Below are 17,480 nucleotides of genomic sequence, written 5' to 3'. Positions count from 1 at the left end.
CGATGACGCGGGGCAGTAGAACCATGACGCAAAGAGGAGACTTCGGATGACGCTTTCTCTCGATCGGTCCGGCGGCCGCGCACTCGCCTGGCTCGCCGCCTTCATCGCCGTCGGCGCCTTCGCCGGCTTCGGGGTCGCTTGCGCGGCGCCTTTCGCGGCTTTTGCGGCAGTCGCGGCGATCGCCAATCCGCGTGGCGCGGCGCTGACGCTGACCGCCTCGGCCTGGCTCGTCAATCAGATCATCGGCTTTGCTTTTCTGCATTATCCGACCGATCCGGCGACGCTCGGCTGGGGCGTCGCGCTGCTCGTTGTGGCGCTGCTCGCCTGCGAGACCGCGCGTCTCGTCGCGCCGCGCGCCGGCGCCGTCGCGGCTTTCGTCGCCGGCTTCGGCGCTTATGAGGGCGCGCTCTATCTCGCCACGGTCGCCACCGGCGGCGTCACCACGCATTATGCGCCGGAGAGCGTCGCGCGCCTCTTCGCCATCAATGCGGCCGCCTTCGCCGCGCTGCTCGCCGCCGGCAAGATTGCTTCGCTGATCGCGACGCGGCGCGCGCGTCGCGCCTATAGCTGAGCGAATCGTTTCGCGAGCGCGAGGCTCGCGGCGACGAGGCGGCGCTCCTTCAGCAGGCGCGTCGCGCGCTCCTCGATCACGGCCGCCGCGGCGCGATCCGCGTCGGCGACATCGCCCATTCGCGGCAGCTCGACCGACGTGAGCGCGGCGAGCTGCGCAATATCTTCGTCGACGAGCGCGGCGAGGCGCGCGCGCCGCTCGCCTTCGACGCGCAGCCGATCATCGGCGCGTCGCGGCGTCTTCGCGAGCGAGCGCAGAATCGCGGCGCGCGCCAGCGTCAGCAGCAAATGCCGAGCATAGCCGCGGCGCGGAAAAGCCTCGCGGTCGCCGATGATCTCATTGACGCGGCGCATCGCCTCGAGCGCGCTCGCGCCGGGGTCGGCGTTGATGCGCTCGCCGCGCCGCGGCGGCGCGCCGTCGAGGCCGAGCATGTCCGTCCACAGCAGATCGACGATGTCGCGCGTTTTGTGGAAGGGGAGAATCGTGAGCCGCTCGGCGCCGAGCACATTGCGCCAGCGCGCGATGGTTTCGGCGTAGCGGCAATACCAGTTCGCGGGAAGCAGCAGCTCGTCGACGAAGGCGTCGAGCGTCAGGCCGCGGCCGGCGCGGATCGTGCTGGAATAGGCCGAATAGACGCGCTCCTCATGGGGACGCAGCACGAGGACGATGCGGCAGTCGAAACCTTTGAAGTCCTCGGCGAGCCGTTCGATCTGGAAGGGATAGAGCCGCGAGGACAAATGCTCGGCGCTGACGAGCGCGGTCGGCGCCGAGTCGCGCTCGATCTCATCGACGAGCGAAGCGACGACGCGCCGGCAGGTCTTCCACGAGCGCGTGAGATGATAATCGGCCCAGCCGGTGTCTTCGTAATAGCCGGCGACGAGCGCCGCATGATTGCGGCTCTGGCGCGAGAAGGCGAGGTTGCGCGTCGGATAGAGCACGCCGCGCGCGGCGAGGGCGCGGCGATGCGCATGGCAGAAGCGCTGCAACGCGCTGGTGCCGGTTTTTTCGAGCCCGATGTGGAAGATGATCTGCTTGCGCATGTTTCGAAGGATCTCGACGCGCGCTCCTTCTCCCGCTTGCGGGCGAAGGGAGCTGCCGCCCGTCACCGTCTATTTCGGCGCATGCACCAGCAGCCGGCCGACGCGGCGCGGATCGGCGTCGACGATCTCGAACTCCCAGCCCTCGACCGGCGCCGGCACGATCTCGCCGCGCATCGGCACATGGCCGGCGAGCGAGGCGACGAGGCCGCCGAGCGTCGTCACCTCGGCGCCGTTCTCCTCCGGCGTGAAATCCACGCCGAGCCGACGCGAGACCTCCTCGAGATCGGCCTTGGCGTCGATCATATAGACGCCCTCGGAGACCGTCTCGATGCGCGGCTCCTCGTCGATGTCATGCTCGTCCTCGATGTCGCCGACGATCATCTCGACGATATCCTCCATCGTCGCGAGCCCATGCGTGCCGCCATATTCGTCGATGACGAGGGCGAGATGGGTGTGCGTCGCCTGCATCTTCACGAGCAGGTCGAGCGCCGGCATGGACGGCGGCACATAGAGCACCGGCTTCAGCACGTCGACGGTCGAGAGCGGCGTGGAGAAGTCGATCGCGGCGAGCGAGGCGGTCGGCGCATGCTCCATCGACGCATGGTCTTGCGCGTCCCCTTTGGGCGCGGCCGCCGCCGGCTCGGCGCGCTCGGCCAGCGAGGCGAGATAATCGACGAAATCGCGGATGTGGATCATGCCGCGCGGATCGTCGAGCGTGTCGCCATAGACCGGCAGACGCGAATGGCCGGCGTTGCGGAACAGCGCCAGGGTTTCGCCCAGCGTCGCATCCTGGCCGACGGCGACGATGTCGGCGCGCGGCACCATGGCGTCGGCGACGCGCAGATCATGCAGCGCCAGCACATTCTTCAGCAGCACGCGCTCATGTGGCGTGACGTCGCCGGTCGCGTCCTCCAGCGCCTCCTCGATGTCCTCGCGCACGGAGGCGGAGCCGAAGCCGATGAGGGCGCGCAGCCGGTCGACGATGCCGACCCGCGGCTCGCCCCGCCGCGAGCCCACATGCTCGCCATTATCGATCCTGGACATTGCCGTCAGCGGTTCCCCATTGTGGAAGCTCCGTCCACGAGGTCGGAGCCTTCGTAAGGATCGGCGAGGCCGAGCGTGGCGGCGATGCGGCGCTCCAGCGCCTCCATCTCCTCGGCCTCGCGCGCGGCCTGATGGTCATAGCCGATCAGATGCAGAAATCCGTGGATGATCAAATGGGTGAGATGCGCCTCGAAGCTCTTGCCCTGCTCGTCCGCCTCTCGCGCGACGGTCTCATGGGCGATCACTATGTCGCCGAGCGACAGCCGTCGCGCCAGCGGGCCGGGCGTCTCGAAGGAGAGCACATTGGTGGGCTTGTCGATCCCGCGCCATTGCGCGTTCAATTCGCGGATCGTCGCGTCATCGGTGAAATTAACGCTCAGCTCGCAATCTTGCGCGAGCCGCGCCGCCGTGACGGCGACGCAGCCGCGCACGGTACTCTGCGTCAGCTCGTCGAGGCCCGTCTGCTGCTCCCAGCAGGGGGCCGTGACGATGATGTCGATCGAAGGGCTCATGGCTCCCGAGACTTTGCTCTTTCCCGTCCGGCCGCCTCATAGGCGCCGACGATCTGCCGCACGAGGTCGTGGCGCACCACGTCGCCCTCGGCGAATTTGACCCGGCCGACGCCCTCGATAGTCGAGAGCAGAGCGATCGCCTCGCTCAAGCCGGATTTCTGGCCGGGCGGCAGGTCGGTCTGCGAAGGATCGCCATTGACGATCATACGCGATCCTTCGCCCAAACGGGTCAAAAACATTTTCATCTGCATCGAGGTGGCGTTCTGCGCCTCGTCAAGCAAGACGCAGGCCTTGGTCAGCGTGCGCCCACGCATGAAGGCGAGCGGGGCGACCTCGATCATGCCGGTCTGAATGCCGCGCTCCACCATGCGCGGGTCCATGAAGTCGTGCAGACCATCATAAATGGGGCGCAGATAAGGATCGACCTTCTCGCGCATGTCGCCGGGCAGGAAGCCCAGGCGCTCGCCGGCCTCCACCGCCGGGCGTGAGAGGATGATCCGCTCCACCGCGCCTTGCTCGAGCAAAGAGACGGCGTGGCCGACAGCGAGCCACGTCTTGCCGGTGCCGGCCGGTCCTTCGGCGAACACCAGCTCATGGCGCTTGAGCGCGCGAAGATAGAGGTCCTGCGCCAGATTGCGAGCGCGCACCGGGCCGCGGCGGCGCGTCGAAATCTGCTCGAACACGGCGCGGCCGGACTCGGCCTCGGGAAACAGCGTGCCCTGGCGGGCGCATTCCTGAATGGCGCCGTCGACGTCGCCGAGCCCGACGGTCTGGCCGAGCTGCACCCGGCCGTAGAGAATCTCCAGCACGCGGCGGCCGTGCTCGCAGGCCTCCGCTCGGCCCTTCAGCGTGACGTGATTGCCATTGGCGAAGCAGGCGATGTCGAGCTTGCGCTCGATCTTGGCGAGATGCTGGTCATAGAGGCCGAAGACCAGCGACGCGTAGCGATTGTCCTCGAAGGCGAGCGTGATCTCGGCTTCCGGCTCGCCGGGACGCGGCGCATCCGGCTGCTCGAACAGCTTGGGCTCGCGCTGTAGCCTCACAGGGCCCCCTCCCGCATGGGCTCGCCGATGGTTCCGGCGAGCGAGTTGGAGCCGGCGGCGACGATCGTTACCGGCAGAATCGAGCCGATCAGCTCCGGGCCGCCGCTCGCGTGAACCGCTTGCATATAGGGGCTCTTGCCGGCGATTTGACCCCCGTGCCGGCCCGGCTTCTCGAACAAAGTCTCGACTGTGCGGCCGACGGTGGCGGCGTTGAACGCCTGCCGCTGCTGCTCGAGCAGCGCCTGCAGCGCCGCGAGCCGCTCGGATTTGACGTCTTCGGCGATCTGGTCGTCGCGCTCGGCGCCCGGCGTGCCCGGCCGCGGCGAATATTTGAAGGAGAAGCTCGAGGCGAAGCCGACCGCCCGGATAAGGGCGAGCGTCGCCTCGAAATCGGCGTCGGTCTCGCCCGGAAAGCCGACGATGAAGTCCGAGGAAAGCGCAATATCGGGGCGCGCCGCGCGCAGCCGGGCGACGATGTCGAGATAAAAATCTGCGTCGTGGCGCCGGTTCATCGCTCTCAAAACGCGATTCGAGCCCGATTGCACAGGAAGATGCACGAAGGGCGCCAGCATCGGAAGGGATGCATGGGCGTCGATCAGCTCCTGATCCATATCGATCGGATGGCTCGTGGTGTAGCGCAGCCGCGTGACGCCTTCGATACGGGAGAGACGCGCCAGCAGCCGGGGCAGCGTCGCGGGCGCGCCATTTTCGTCCTCGCCGCGATAAGCGTTGACGTTCTGGCCGATGATGGTGATCTCGCGCACGCCGGCGGCGGCGAGGGCCTCGGCCTCCGCGACGATCTCGGCGACCGAGCGCGAGACTTCCGCTCCGCGCGTGTAGGGAACGACGCAAAAGGAGCAGAATTTGTCGCATCCTTCCTGCGCCGTGACGAAGGCCGTGACGCCGCGCGGAATCGGCGCGCGGCGCAGCGCCGCGAATTTGTCGGCGACGGCGAAATCCGTCTCGGCGATGCGCTCGCCGGCCTCGGCGCGGGTCAGCAATTCGTCCAGCCGGTGATAGCTCTGCGGGCCGACGACGAGATCCACTGCGCGTTGGCGGCGCAGCACCTCGACGCCCTCGGCCTGGGCGACGCAGCCGGCGACGACGATGCGGAAGTCCCGCCCCTCGGCGCCGCGCTCGGATTTGAGTCGGGCGAGCCGGCCGAGCTCGGAATAGACCTTGTCGGTCGCCTTCTCGCGAATATGGCAGGTGTTGAGCACCACGAGATCGGCGTCGTCCTCGCTCGCGGCTTCGCCATAGCCTCTCCCGGCGAGCAGATCCGTCATGCGCTCGGCGTCATAGACGTTCATCTGGCAGCCGTAGGATTTGACGAAAGCTTTTGTTCGCGCGGGCGATGTCTCGGCGGCGTTCGGCGCGAGCGGGAGAGGCGCGATGGATGTCGAAGCCGTATCGGAAATGTCAGCTCTCCTCTGGGCCGTCTCTCATTGCTCGGGGCGGTCTCGCCCCCTTTCGCGACGCCCCTTTCCAGGAGCGCGCGCACGCGCTGCTCGGTGGCCTGGGCCAGTGCCTTGCGGTCGCCGGCGCGCGGGTCCACCGCCTCGCCCCACAATATATGACATTTTGCGCCGCCGCGCTTCATCAGGCTCCACAAATGCGGAAGAAAAGTCATATCGCCATACCAGCCGGCGTCGAAGCCGCCGGCTTCTCCCCGTTTTCGCGAGGCGTAGACGATCGCCGCCGGGGCGAGAACGGGCGCCGCGCCGTCCTCGGCGAGGTCTGTCAGCATGGCGAAATGCGAGGCGTTGAATTTCAGCACGCCGGAGCCGTCGCTCGAGGTTCCTTCGGCGAAGACGACGACGTCGTCTCCAGCGCCGAGCCGCTCCGCCAGAGCGGCGTTGACGATCGGGATCGCCCGGCGGTTGCCGCGATCGACGAACACCGTGCCCTGCAGTCGCGCCAGAAAGCCGAGCACCGGCCAGAAGGCGACCTCGCGCTTGGCCAGGAACACCAGAGGGTAGCGGCTGGCGAGAGCGATGATGTCGGTCCAGGACACGTGATTGGCGACGATGAAGCGCGGCGCCGCCTCCGGCGGACGGCCATGCTCGCGCACCTCTATGCCGATGATCGCGCACATGGTTCGGCAGAAGCCGGTCTGGACGCCATGCCGCATCGCCCAGCCGCGCCGGCGCGCCAGCCATTGGACGGGAACGAAGAAGACGAACGCCCCGGTCATCGCCAGGACAAAAGCGAGCGCGCGAAGATAGGCCATGGCCTTTCTTTCAACGCGCGAACGACAGTTTCGTGACAGCGGGGACATCGCCGCGAATGCGAGCTTCAGGCTCGCTCTTGTCCGAGACGTCTCACGCCGCGATCGCCGCTGCCCCGTCGGCGAGGCGGAAATCGCGCGTCGCCGGCTCGGGCAGGCTCCGCCAAGGCGCGCATTCATAGCCTCGCGCGCTGAGCTCGCCGGCGCCGCGCGCGCTCATCTCGACGACGAGCCGCGTCGTATGGTTCAGCACCGGCGGAACCGCCCAGGCGAAGGCCGGCGCCGAAGCCGGCGTCGTGCGCAAAAGAGCCTTGCGCGCCTCGTTGTTTTCAAAGCCCATGCGCGCCTTCCAGCCGGCGGCGGGCTGCTGCCAGTCATTGGCGACGACCACGGGGCCGCGCAGAACCCGGGCCTCGCGCTCGGTGCGCTCGATCAGCGCGATCTCGTGCCGAGCCGTTCCTGTCAGAGTGAACAGCACCGGCCGCGCCAGCGGCTCGCGCGCGAGCAGCGCCACCGCCTCGTCGAAGGTCGGGCAGGTCTCGAAGGCGAGGCGCAGCAGATGGTCGGGCGGCCAGCCGTTCTCCTGCGCCAGCGCGTCGCGCAGATTGAGAGCGAAATCAAAGGGGAAGCCGAGGAGCCCGTCGCGCCGGCGGCGCATCGGCGCCTGATTGACGACGGCGGCGAAGCGGCCCGGCGCCATGGCGGTGAGCACGCCGACCGCGCCCGGCCAGGTGACATTGTAGAAGCCGCCGGCCGGGCCCTGCTGCCAGGCGATCTCGACGCCGCGGCCGAGGCCGCGAAAGGGCCAGTCCAGCGAGCGGCGCAGCGTCGGGGCGCCGCCCGGTCCGATGTCGGCCGAGGTCGTGCAGGCGAAGAGATAGGACATGTTGAGCGTGACGGCGCCGTGGAACCCGAGGATCTCGGCGATTTGCTCGAGGTCGCGCAGATAGAGGGAGCCCGATTTGCGCAGCCAGGCGGCGGCGAGACGGTCGACCGGGGCGAGGCAGACATGGCTCCAGCGCGGCGCCGGCGCGAGGCAGGCGTCGCGCAGCGCGGCCGCCGCCTCGAGGCGCGCCGCGGCATGGGCGATGGGTCCGCCGTCCCGCACATCGACGAAAGGAATCTGCCGCATACTGGTCCCTCCGACTGTCATCGAAGCGATACAAATGTCACATGCAACTGTCACATAACAGTCGGAAATCGAGGGCGGCGCCGATCCCGCGCGTGACAAATCAACGCGAGGGGCGGCTGCGTCGTCGGTCTCTTTCCGCTGGCTCTGCCGTCGGGCGGGCCCCGCCATGTTCCCGCGGGGCGCGTTCGGGTTAGATAGAGCGGCGGCGAGCGAATCGCCTCTCGACTTGCCAAAGGGGTGGAAGCGCATGTCTCGTCCGAATGTCCTCGAAGCGATGGCCGCGCTGCAGGATCACGCGCGCATGCTGCGCACGCAGCGAACAACGGAGCTGTTCGCCGCCGATCCCGGTCGTTTCGCGAATTTCTCGGTGGCGCTCGACGATTTCCTGTTCGATTTCTCCAAGCACCGCGTCACGCGCGAGACTTTGGGGCTGCTGATCGCGCTGGCGCGCGCGGCTGATGTCGAGGGGCGACGGGCCGCGCTGTTCGCGGGCGAGCCCGTCAATTCGACCGAGCATCGCGCGGCGGCTCATATGGCGCTGCGCGATCTCGGGCAGGGGCCGCTCCTCGTCGGCGGCGAGGATGTGCGCGGGCTGGTCGCGCAGGAGCGGGCAAGGGTCTATGACTTCGCCCGCGCCGTCCGCTCTGGAGCGCTGCGCGGCGCGCGCGGCGAGCCGTTCAGCGACATCGTCAATATCGGCATTGGCGGGTCCGATCTCGGCCCCGCCATGGCGGCGCGCGCGCTCTCGCCCTTCACAGCAGGCGGCCCGCGCACGCATTTCGTCTCCAATGTCGACGGCGCCGATCTCGCCGACACGCTGAAGACGCTCGATCCCGCCCGCGCCCTGTTCATCGTCTCGTCCAAGACCTTCACGACGCAGGAGACGATGACCAATGCGCAGAGCGCGCGCGCCTTCATCGTCGAGGCGCTGGGCGAGGCGGCGGTGGCGTCGCATTTCGCCGCCGTCTCGACGCGGCTCGACAAGGTCGCCGCCTTCGGCGTCGACGTCTCACGCGTCTTCGGCTTCTGGGATTGGGTCGGCGGCCGCTATTCGCTGTGGTCCTCGATCGGCCTGTCGCTGGCGATCGCCATCGGCCCCGAGCATTTCACCGAGTTCCTGCGCGGCGGCGCCGATATCGACGCGCATTTCGTCGAAGCGCCGCTCGAGCGCAATATTCCGGCGCTGATGGCGCTCATCGGCGTGTTCCACCGCAATGTCGAAGGCCGGGCGGCGCACGCCGTCATTCCCTATGATCAGCGCCTCGCGCGCTTTCCCGCCTATCTGCAGCAGCTCGACATGGAGTCGAACGGCAAAGCGGTGGCGCGCGACGGCGGCGTCGCCGAATTCGCCACCGGGCCGATCATCTTCGGCGAGCCCGGCACCAATGGCCAGCACGCCTTCTTCCAACTCTTGCATCAGGGAACCGACGTCACGCCGATCGATTTCCTCGTCGCCGCCGAGCCGATCGACGCCGACGCCCATCATCACGCGCTTTTGTTCGCCAACTGCCTCGCGCAGAGCGAAGCTTTTATGCGCGGGCGCACGCTCGGCGAAGTGAAGGCGCTGCTCGCGGCGCAGGGGCTCGGCGCGGCCGAGATCGAGGCGCTGGCGCCGCACAAGGTGTTTTCCGGCGATCGGCCGAGCAGCGTGCTGCTCTATAAACGCCTCGATCCGCGCACGCTCGGCCGTCTCGTCGCGCTCTATGAGCACAAGGTGTTCGTGCAATCGGTGATCTGGGACATCAACCCTTTCGACCAATGGGGCGTGGAGCTCGGCAAGGAGCTGGCCAATCGGCTCGCGCCGATCGTCGAGAATGCGAGCGCGCCGCTCGACGCGCTCGACGGCTCGACGGCGGGGCTGATACGCTGGCGGCGAGAGGCGGAGCGCGGGTGAAGCCTCGCGGTCCAGGCTCGGGCTCGGTCTGCGCCGTCGCCGCGGGGCTCAATCTCTACTGCGTCACGAGAAGCCGCAACCCCACCAGGGGCGCCGTCATTGCGAGTGGAGCGAAGCAATCTAGAGCTGTGGGGCGGCCCCTGGATTGCTTCGCTCCGCTCGCAATGACGGACCCCGGCGTCCATCAGGACGAGCCGGAGGCGCCCTCATCCGACCCTCGCTGAAGCGAGGGCCACCTTCTCCCACAAGTGGGAGAAGGGACGCGCGTCGAGAGTCGGAAAGCCGTTATTTTGCCGTGTGGACTAAACCGGCTCGCTGCGCCGCCGCGCGCGCGTCTCGACATCGATGTCGTGCACACGCGCCTTGATGGTCCGCCAGTTGGGGGCCGGCAGCCGCTCCTTGAGGCAGCGCTTGCTGATCTCGCGCACCAGCTGGCTGAACTTCGGCCGCGCCGGCTGCAGATAGAAATTCTCGATGGCGTCGCGGATCAGCGTCTCGCGCGTCGTGTCGAGCACGCGCGCGCCCTTCGGCCGGCCGACCGGCCGCGTGAACGGCGAGGTGACCGCGCCGCAGCTGCGGAAAGTCTTGATCATGCGATAGGCGGTGGCGCGGCTGACGCCGAGGTCGCGCGTCAGATCCTGAATTGCGCCCTGCGAGAGACGCTCGCCCTCGCGCGTCAGCAGCTCGCGGATCATCTCCTCGCGGCGACGCTCCTCCTCCGGACGGCGGCTGCGTCTCTCGGCGCTTTCGATCGCCGTCTGCGGCGACGTCACGGCGGGACGTTCGGGCTCGAGAAGGTTCCCACTCATATTCTCGGCGCTCCTCGCGAAAAGCTCGTGTGGTTGCTCACGTCACGAAAAGACGAATGTCCGCCCGCCGCGACGACGTGAGTTTTTTCTCATGTTTTCAAGACCGGGCACAATATTCGATTTTTCGTCCCGAAGCCTCGTCGTGAGCCGTCTACGCCGCATCCGCTGCGCTCCACGGCCGTCGTCTCTCATAATCTGCACAAAAAAACCTCCGCCGAACAGATGCTTTCGTTCGGTGGGGCTCGAATTGGAAGAGTTCAAAATTGGCTTCGGCGCGCTCGAAAATTGAACAGTTCTCGGTCTTGCTACAAAATGTCGCATCATGATGGCCGGATAGTCCAAGCCGAGCGCGGACAGTACGGAGCCATTCCTTGCGATGACTGGCGCAGCCCGGCGCGACCCCCGGTAGCCGGGTCGCGGCCCGTCGCCGGGGCCTTCTCATCGGCGGCGCGGGCACATTGCTTGCGTGCCCGCCGTTCCTCGTCCGACGGAAAATCACGATGCACGAACATGAGCGAGCCGGGGATGTCCGAGCGGTTCCGGCGCAGATGCTGGACCGGGGCTTTCGCCTGCTGGTGCTGCGCGAGTTTCGCGAGGCCGATCAGCCGCCGGCTCTGGCGTTGATCCGACAGAATGTCCTGCGCGACGTGCATCGCCTCCAGCGCCACGGCATTTTTTTCAGCTGCACATTTTTGCCCGACATCACGCAATGGCTGAACGAGCTGGTGGGCCGCGCCTCGCTCCATCCGCCGGATTATCCGGCGAGCCCGGCGTTTCGCAACCCGGCCTGGCCCACCTTTCATTGGCGTCAGGAGAGCCGGCTGTGGGACGAGGGGATTTCGACGATCGAGTGGCGCGCGGAGGCTGCCTTCGCCGATCAGGCCTCCTTCGAGGCGTTCACGGCGCGCTGGAAGGACCGCTTGGCCGCGGCCGCGACGCCGGACGGGTCGTCGGCCGCCTGACGGCCGGCGCGCTCCGTTCGCGCCGCCCATTTGTGACGCGGCGGCGCGCGTTGTATATGCGCGAAGCCGCGCCGGCCGGAGGAAACGGCGCCGCGGCGGGAGCTCGAACGAAAATTGCAAACGGACGCCGAACATCCCGCGTCGCCCCTGCGCGCCTCGCGCGCCCGCGCGCTTTCCGGACGCTGCCGGCCGCCGGGCGACAAATCCGTCTCGCATCGCTCGCTGATCCTCGGGACGCTCGCCGTCGGCGAGACGGCGATCGAGGGCCTGCTCGAGGGAGAGGATGTGCTGCGGACCGCCGAGGCCTGCCGGGCGCTCGGCGCGCGCATCGACCGGCTCGGCCCCGGAAGCTGGAGCGTGCGCGGCCCCGGGCTCGGCTCGCTGCTCGAGCCGCGCGAGACCCTCGATTTCGGCAATGCCGGCACAGGCTCGCGGCTGATGATGGGCGTCGTCGCCGGCCATCCGATCACCGCCCGCTTCGACGGCGACGCCTCGCTGCGCAAGCGGCCGATGCGCCGCATCCTCGATCCGCTGACGCAGCAGGGCGCGCGCGTGCTGGAGGAGGCGGAGGGCGGGCGCTGCCCGATCCTGCTACGCGGCGCGGCCGAGCCGCTGCCGGTGGAATATAAGACGCCGGTCGCCTCGGCGCAGATCAAATCCGCGGTGTTGCTGTGCGGGCTCAACTCGCCGGGCCGCACGGTGGTGATCGAGAGCGAGGCCTCGCGCGACCATACCGAAAAAATGCTCGCTCATTTCGGCGCGCGCATCGCCAGCGAGCCCTTCGGCCCACATGGGCGCAAGATCACGCTGGAGGGCCGGCCGGAGCTGCGGCCGGCGCCCGTGCGCGTGCCGGCCGATCCGTCCTCCGCGGCGTTTCCGCTGGTGGCGGCGCTGATCGTCCCGGGCTCGGAGATCGTCATCGAAGGGGTGATGATCAATCCGCTGCGCAACGGCCTGCTGACGACCTTGCAGGAGATGGGCGCGCGCATCTCATTCGAGAACCGCCGCGCCGAGGGCGGCGAGGAGGTCGCCGATATTCGCGTCGCCGCTTCGACCTTGGCCGGCGTCGACGTGCCGGCCGAGCGCGCGCCGTCGATGATCGACGAATATCCGATCCTCGCCGTGGCGGCGGCTTTCGCCGGCGGCGAGACGCGCATGCGCGGGCTTTCCGAGTTGCGGGTGAAGGAGTCCGATCGCCTCGAGGCCATCGCTGCGGGCTTGCGCGCCAATGCGGTCGAATGCGAGATTAGCGGCGACGATCTGATCGTCAGGGGCGGGACGGGGCGCGTTTCCGGCGGGGGCGTGGTCGAGACTCATCTCGATCATCGCATCGCCATGAGCTTTCTCGTGATGGGGCTCGCCGCCGAGCAGGATGTGACGGTGGACGACGACCGCATGATCGCGACGAGCTTTCCCGATTTCCGCGCCCTGATGGAAGTCCTGGGAGCGCGTTTTGCCTGAGCGGGGGCTCATCATCGCCATAGACGGGCCGGCGGCCTCGGGGAAGGGCACGCTGGCGCGGCGGCTCGCCGCGAATTTCGGCCTGCCGCATCTCGACACGGGATTGCTCTATCGCGCCACCGCCTGCGCGCTGCTGGACGAAGGCCGTCCGCTGGACGACATCCGCGCGGCGGTCGAGGCGGCGCGCGGGCTCGCGCTCTGCGATTTCGACGAGGCGCGCTTGCGCACGCGCGAATTGGGCGAGGCGGCTTCGGTCGTCGCCGCCATTCCGCAGGTGCGCGCGGCGCTCATCGACATGCAGCGCGGCTTCGCGGGGCGCCCGCAAGGCGCGGTGCTCGACGGCCGCGACATCGGCACGGTGATCTGCCCGCAGGCGCCGGTGAAGATTTTCGTCACCGCCAGCGCCGAGAAGCGCGCGCAGCGGCGGGCGCTGGAGCTCGCCTCGCGCGGCGAGAAAGTGGATTATGCGGCGGTGCTCGCCGATGTGCGCAAGCGCGACGAGCGCGACAGCGGCCGCTCTCAGGCGCCGCTGAAAATGGCCGAGGACGCGGTCGCGCTCGACACCACCGATCTCGACATAGAGGCGGCCTATCGCGCCGCCTGCGAGATCGTCGAGGAGCGGCTGGCGCTCGCCGGCAAGGTGTGAGGTGGCGAGCCTCGAGGCTCGCGGTCCAAGGGAGCGCATGGACCGCGAGCCTTCAGGCTCGCCTCGCGCAGGCGAAAGGGTGTTTCGCTTCGCGCCGTCGCCGAACGGCTATCTGCATCTCGGCCACGCTTATTCCGCGCTGTTGAACTTCGACCTCGCGCGGCGCGCCGGCGGCCGCTTCCTGCTGCGCATCGAGGATATCGACCGCGGCCGCGCGCGTCCCGAATATGAGCGGGCGATCTATGAGGATCTCGGCTGGCTCGGCCTCGAATGGGAGGAGCCGGTCCGCCGCCAGTCCGAGCATTTCGGCGATTACGCCGGGGCGCTGGCGAAGCTCGACGCGCTCGGCCTGCTCTATCCTTGCCGCTGCTCGCGCGGCGACATCGCCCGCGCGACGCAGGGGCGCGCGGACTGGCCGCACGATCCCGATGGCGCGCCGCTCTATCCTGGAACCTGCCGCGGGACGGTGGGGCAGGGGCCCGCGAGCTTGCGGCTCGACATGGCGAAGGCCGTGGCGCTCGGCGGCGGCGTGCGTTGGCGCGAGGCGGAGGTCGGCGAGGTCGCGGCCGATCCCTCCGTCTGGGGGGACGTCATCCTCGCGCGCAAGGATGTTCCCGCGAGCTATCACATTGCCGTCGTGGTCGACGACGCGCTGCAGGGCGTGACCGATGTGGTGCGGGGCAGGGACCTCTATGAGGCGACGCGGATCCACCGGCTGCTGCAGCTTCTGCTCGGCTTGCCGGAGCCGCGCTATCGCCACCACGCGCTGGTGCGGGACGAGGAGGGAAAGAAGCTGGCCAAGAGCCGGCTGTCGAAGCCGTTGCGGGAACTGCGGGCGGATGGCGCGACGCCGGCGGATGTGCGGCGGATCGCCGGGCTCGATTGAGCGATCGAAATCGCGCATCGACGATCAGTCGGAATGCGCCTCGCCCGCCGCGATGCGCGCGATCCAGCGCGTCGAAGGGAAATGCTCGCACATGGTCAGCGCGGCGATGGCGATCGGCACGCCGATGAAGGCGCCGGGCAGGCCCCAGAGAAAGGTCCACAGCAGCACGGCGAAGACGACGACGGTCGGAGACATGGCCAGCGCCGTGCCGGAGAAGACCGGCTCGAGCCCGCTGCCGATGACGAGCTGAATGACGCAGAGCGCGCCCAGCACCAGCAGCGCCGCCTGCGCCGAGTCGAACTGCACATAAGCGAACAGCGCCGGAAGAACGGTGACGACGAGCGAGCCGATATAGGGCAGATAATTGAGCGCGAAGCTCAGCACGCCCCAGGCCGCCGCTCCCTCGAGGCCGATCGCCAGAGCGAACAGGAACACCAGCGCGCCGGTGGCGAGGCTCGCGGCGGTCCGCACCAGCATGTAGCGGCGGAATTTCTTCGCGATATGCGCCGCCGCGCTCAGCAGGCGCTGCGCCGTCTCGTCATTGGTCGCGGCGGCGATGTTCTTGCGCAGCGTCGATGTCTCTGCGAGGCCCATCACCACATAGATGAAAACGACGAGAGCAAAGCCCGCGAGCACATTGATCCTCGTCGCCGCCGCGCGGATCACGCCGAGCATCCAGGCGGCGTTGGCATGCTCGGTGATCAGCGCGCCGACGAATATGTCATGCGTCTCCAGCCATTTTGTCGAGGCCTCGAAGCTCGCGCGCACACGGTCGAGATTGCGCGCGAACCAGTCGACGAGCTCGCCGCCGCCCCACACCATCAGCGAGGACAGCGTCACGATGACGGCGAGAGCCGCGGTCACGGTGAGCGCCAGCGCCGCCCAGCGCGGCAGACGCCGCTCGAGCGTGGTCTCCAGCGGAAAGATCAGCGCGATGATGAAGATCGCGAAGACGATCGGCTCCACCACGGTCTGCCCGACATGCGCGGCGACGAGCGTCAGGAAGATCAGCAGCGCAGCGCCGGCCGTGTTCGCGGTTTCCGCCATTGCCGCTTCCTCTCTCGCATGGACCCCGCGCGAAAGGTAGAGCGCCGCGTCGGAACGTGAATGCTCGTGTCATGGCCGCATTGCCGCGGCGGCGCGGCGCGCTAATTCCCCGCCAGTCGAATCTCTTTTTTGGAGGACTGCGCATGTCGATGGAGACGAAGATCGTTTCGCGCCGCTCGCTGCTCGGCGGACTGTTGATCGCGCTCGCCGCGGCGCCGCTGGCGACTGTCGTCGGCTCCGGCGCGCAGGCGCAGGAGCGTCAGTTCGTGCGTCCCTGGCACACGCCGCGCGTCACGCGGCCGCGTAGCGAACTGCGCGGGCCGCGGACTCATCGCAGCCTGTTTCGTCTGCGTCGTCGGGCTCCCCGGGTCATTGTCCGCTGAGCGTCCCATCTGGAACGAAGCAGAAGAGCGAGCCTCGAGTCTCGCGGTCGAGATGCGGCTCGAATTTTGATCCGAGAGGCTGCGATGAACGATCACAGCGCGAGCGTTCCGTCGCCGCGGGCCTCCTCCGAGCCCTCGCTCGGCCTCGGCGGCTGGGCGAAGCAGAAGGCGCCCTATCTCGCCGTGCTCTTGCTGGCGATCTTCGGCGTCGCTTATACGAGCATCGCGCAGCGGCCTCTGTTCGGCTATTGGGAGTTCCTGGGGCTCGCGGTCGGCGTCGCCTGCGTCGTCATCGGCTGGCGCAAGACCGATGATCGGCGCGAGCGCATGCTCATCGCGCGCACGCAGTTTCTGCATTGGGCGGCGTTCATCGCAGCGATGAACATCGTCCTTTGGCCGAGCGTCAACACATTCCTCAACGGGCCGGCGACGGGCCTCGCGCTGCTGCTGCTGCTCGCTCTCGGCACATTCGTCGCCGGCGTCCACGTCTCCGTGGACATCGCCATTCTCGGCCTCGTGCTCGCCGCCGCCGTTCCGGCGATCGCCTGGTTCAAGCAGGTCGCGCTCATTCTGGCGCTCGTCGCTCTGGCGATCGTGGCGATCGGCGCAGCGCTGTGGTCGCGCCGCGACGACGCTTCGGCCGAGCCGCCGCGCCGCCCCGACTCGGCGTGAGCTTCAGCGTCGAGATACGCGAGGGCTGTTCGGCGCCTTGGCGATCAGCGTGTCGATGCGGTCGCGCTCACGCTTGAAATCGGCGAGCAGGCGCCCGTCGAACTCGCGGGTGCGTGCGAGCCTGACGCGCATCGGATCGACGAAATGGCCGTTGACCATCACCTCATAGTGCAGATGCGGGCCGGTCGAGAGGCCGGAAGAGCCGAGGAAGCCGACGAGCTGGCCCTGGCGCACGCGCACGCCCTCGCGAATGCCGCGCGCGAAGCCCGACATATGGCTATAGGCGGTGACATAGCCGTTGGCGTGCTGGATCTCGACGCGTCGGCCATAGCCGCTGTGCCAGCCGGACTGAATGACGAGGCCATTGCCGGCCGCGAGAATGGGCGTGCCGATCGGCGCGGCCCAGTCGACGCCCGTATGCATCTTGTAATAACCGAGGATCGGATGACGGCGCATGCCGAAGCCCGAGCGCGTCTCGCCGGCGGCGATCGGCTTGCGCACGAGGAATTTGCGGCTCGAGCGGCCGCTCTCGTCGTAATAATCGACGAGGCCGTCGTCGGTCGTCTGATAGCGGTAATAGCGCAGCGTTTCGTTATGGCTGGTGATCGATGCGTAGAGCAGCGCCTCGCGCCCCGGCCCCTCCTCGCTCTCGTCGTAGAGAATGTCGAGCGCATCGCCGGCGGCGACGCCGCGCTGCAGATCGAGATCGCTGGCGAAGATACGAATCAGCTCATTGATGATCGGACGCGGAATATCCTGCTTCAGCGCGGTCTCATAGAGCGAGTCGTAGAGACGCATCGCGCCCGGATCATCGGACTCCTCGCCATCCTCCTCGAGCCTGCTGGAGCCGCGCCGGCCGGCCCGGGCCAGATTGGCCGGCGCCGTGACCTGCAGAAAGCCGCCGCGATCCGTCGCCGCCACCATGGTCTCGAGTCGATCCTCCGAATAGATCGAAATGCGCGCGAGCTGCATCTCGGCCCCCGAGCCGTCGAAATCGGCGAACAGCAGCTTGATGCGCTGCCCCTCGCGCGCGATCGTCTCGATGCGCCGGCCGCCGAAGGCTGCGCCCACCTCGGCGATGCGGGACTTGGGCACGCCATTGGCGAGCAGCGCGTCGGCGAGCGTCTCGCCGCGGCGCAGAACGATCAGCT

18 protein-coding genes (1 of these 18 running past the window's edge) are annotated in these 17,480 nt (G+C 68.3%); 8 read left to right on the top strand and 10 right to left on the bottom strand.

Annotation, left to right across the window (positions count from 1 at the left end; genetic code table 11):
- Positions 1-46: 46 nt before the first annotated feature.
- On the top strand, positions 47-571 hold the full coding sequence (locus CQW49_RS10005; protein WP_003614114.1) for a hypothetical protein: 525 nt from the start codon (positions 47-49) through the stop codon (positions 569-571).
- Here the strand turns inward: CQW49_RS10005 and CQW49_RS10000 are convergent.
- The 7 genes from CQW49_RS10000 to CQW49_RS09970 form a co-directional block, all read right to left on the bottom strand.
- Complete coding sequence (locus tag CQW49_RS10000; protein ID WP_003614115.1) at positions 562-1,611, bottom strand: hypothetical protein; 1,050 nt, start codon at positions 1,609-1,611, stop codon at positions 562-564. The genes CQW49_RS10005 and CQW49_RS10000 overlap by 10 nt on opposite strands.
- Positions 1,612-1,680: 69 nt before the next feature.
- A complete protein-coding gene (locus tag CQW49_RS09995; protein WP_003614116.1) occupies positions 1,681-2,655 on the bottom strand; it encodes a hemolysin family protein in 975 nt (324 codons plus the stop codon).
- Between the two features lie 5 nt (positions 2,656-2,660).
- Positions 2,661-3,167: an rRNA maturation RNase YbeY gene (gene ybeY, locus CQW49_RS09990; protein WP_003614117.1), complete on the bottom strand. Its 507-nt coding sequence runs from the start codon at positions 3,165-3,167 to the stop codon at positions 2,661-2,663.
- Complete coding sequence (locus tag CQW49_RS09985; protein WP_003614118.1) at positions 3,164-4,210, bottom strand: PhoH family protein; 1,047 nt, start codon at positions 4,208-4,210, stop codon at positions 3,164-3,166. The genes ybeY and CQW49_RS09985 overlap by 4 nt, the downstream gene beginning before the upstream one ends.
- Complete coding sequence (gene miaB, locus CQW49_RS09980) at positions 4,207-5,520, bottom strand: tRNA (N6-isopentenyl adenosine(37)-C2)-methylthiotransferase MiaB (protein WP_003614119.1); 1,314 nt, start codon at positions 5,518-5,520, stop codon at positions 4,207-4,209. Before miaB ends, CQW49_RS09985 begins: the two co-directional genes overlap by 4 nt.
- Positions 5,517-6,440: a lysophospholipid acyltransferase family protein gene (locus CQW49_RS09975; RefSeq protein WP_099831775.1), complete on the bottom strand. Its 924-nt coding sequence runs from the start codon at positions 6,438-6,440 to the stop codon at positions 5,517-5,519. The genes miaB and CQW49_RS09975 overlap by 4 nt, the downstream gene beginning before the upstream one ends.
- Positions 6,441-6,531: 91 nt before the next feature.
- The gene (locus CQW49_RS09970) at positions 6,532-7,569 is read right to left on the bottom strand and encodes a C45 family peptidase (protein WP_003614121.1); all 1,038 of its coding nucleotides are present in this window, start codon (positions 7,567-7,569) and stop codon (positions 6,532-6,534) included.
- Positions 7,570-7,816: 247 nt separating this feature from the next.
- Here CQW49_RS09970 and pgi point away from each other — a divergent pair, with 247 nt between their 5' ends.
- Positions 7,817-9,463 (top strand): glucose-6-phosphate isomerase, encoded by a 1,647-nt coding sequence (gene pgi / locus CQW49_RS09965; protein WP_003614123.1) that lies wholly within the window; start codon positions 7,817-7,819, stop codon positions 9,461-9,463.
- Between the two features lie 302 nt (positions 9,464-9,765).
- Here the strand turns inward: pgi and CQW49_RS09955 are convergent, their stop codons facing one another.
- Entirely contained in the window at positions 9,766-10,272 is a 507-nt protein-coding gene (locus CQW49_RS09955; RefSeq protein WP_003614125.1) for a helix-turn-helix domain-containing protein, read from the bottom strand.
- Positions 10,273-10,772: 500 nt separating this feature from the next.
- Between CQW49_RS09955 and CQW49_RS09950 the strand changes: the two genes are divergently transcribed.
- From CQW49_RS09950 to gluQRS, 4 genes are all read left to right on the top strand, one after another.
- The gene (locus CQW49_RS09950) at positions 10,773-11,234 is read left to right on the top strand and encodes a hypothetical protein (RefSeq protein WP_003615652.1); all 462 of its coding nucleotides are present in this window, start codon (positions 10,773-10,775) and stop codon (positions 11,232-11,234) included.
- Between the two features lie 114 nt (positions 11,235-11,348).
- On the top strand, positions 11,349-12,695 hold the full coding sequence (gene aroA, locus CQW49_RS09945) for a 3-phosphoshikimate 1-carboxyvinyltransferase (RefSeq protein WP_003615654.1): 1,347 nt from the start codon (positions 11,349-11,351) through the stop codon (positions 12,693-12,695).
- Positions 12,688-13,341, top strand: a complete 654-nt coding sequence (gene cmk / locus CQW49_RS09940) for a (d)CMP kinase (RefSeq protein WP_003615658.1) — start codon at positions 12,688-12,690, stop codon at positions 13,339-13,341. Before aroA ends, cmk begins: the two co-directional genes overlap by 8 nt.
- Before the next feature lie 37 nt (positions 13,342-13,378).
- The gene (gene gluQRS / locus CQW49_RS09935; RefSeq protein ID WP_003615659.1) at positions 13,379-14,227 is read left to right on the top strand and encodes a tRNA glutamyl-Q(34) synthetase GluQRS; all 849 of its coding nucleotides are present in this window, start codon (positions 13,379-13,381) and stop codon (positions 14,225-14,227) included.
- 24 nt (positions 14,228-14,251) lie between these two features.
- Here gluQRS and CQW49_RS09930 read toward each other — a convergent pair whose 3' ends face one another.
- Positions 14,252-15,274, bottom strand: coding sequence for an AI-2E family transporter (locus CQW49_RS09930; protein ID WP_003615661.1), 1,023 nt, complete (start codon positions 15,272-15,274; stop codon positions 14,252-14,254).
- A gap of 143 nt (positions 15,275-15,417) precedes the next feature.
- On the opposite strand from CQW49_RS09930, the gene CQW49_RS09925 reads away from it, so the two are divergent.
- Entirely contained in the window at positions 15,418-15,657 is a 240-nt protein-coding gene (locus CQW49_RS09925; protein WP_003615662.1) for a hypothetical protein, read from the top strand.
- 84 nt (positions 15,658-15,741) lie between these two features.
- Positions 15,742-16,329, top strand: coding sequence for a hypothetical protein (locus tag CQW49_RS09920; protein WP_003615664.1), 588 nt, complete (start codon positions 15,742-15,744; stop codon positions 16,327-16,329).
- 3 nt (positions 16,330-16,332) lie between these two features.
- Here the strand turns inward: CQW49_RS09920 and CQW49_RS09915 are convergent, their stop codons facing one another.
- Positions 16,333-17,480, bottom strand: partial view of a M23 family metallopeptidase gene (locus CQW49_RS09915; protein WP_003615665.1) — the 3' portion only. It continues 874 nt past the right edge of the window; only the last 1,148 of its 2,022 coding nucleotides appear in the window; its start codon lies off the right edge, out of view; the stop codon is at positions 16,333-16,335.

The organism is Methylosinus trichosporium OB3b (assembly GCF_002752655.1).
Lineage (GTDB): Bacteria > Pseudomonadota > Alphaproteobacteria > Rhizobiales > Beijerinckiaceae > Methylosinus > Methylosinus trichosporium.
The sequence above is the reverse complement of the archived record's forward strand: the minus strand, read 5'-3'. Positions and strand labels throughout refer to the sequence as shown.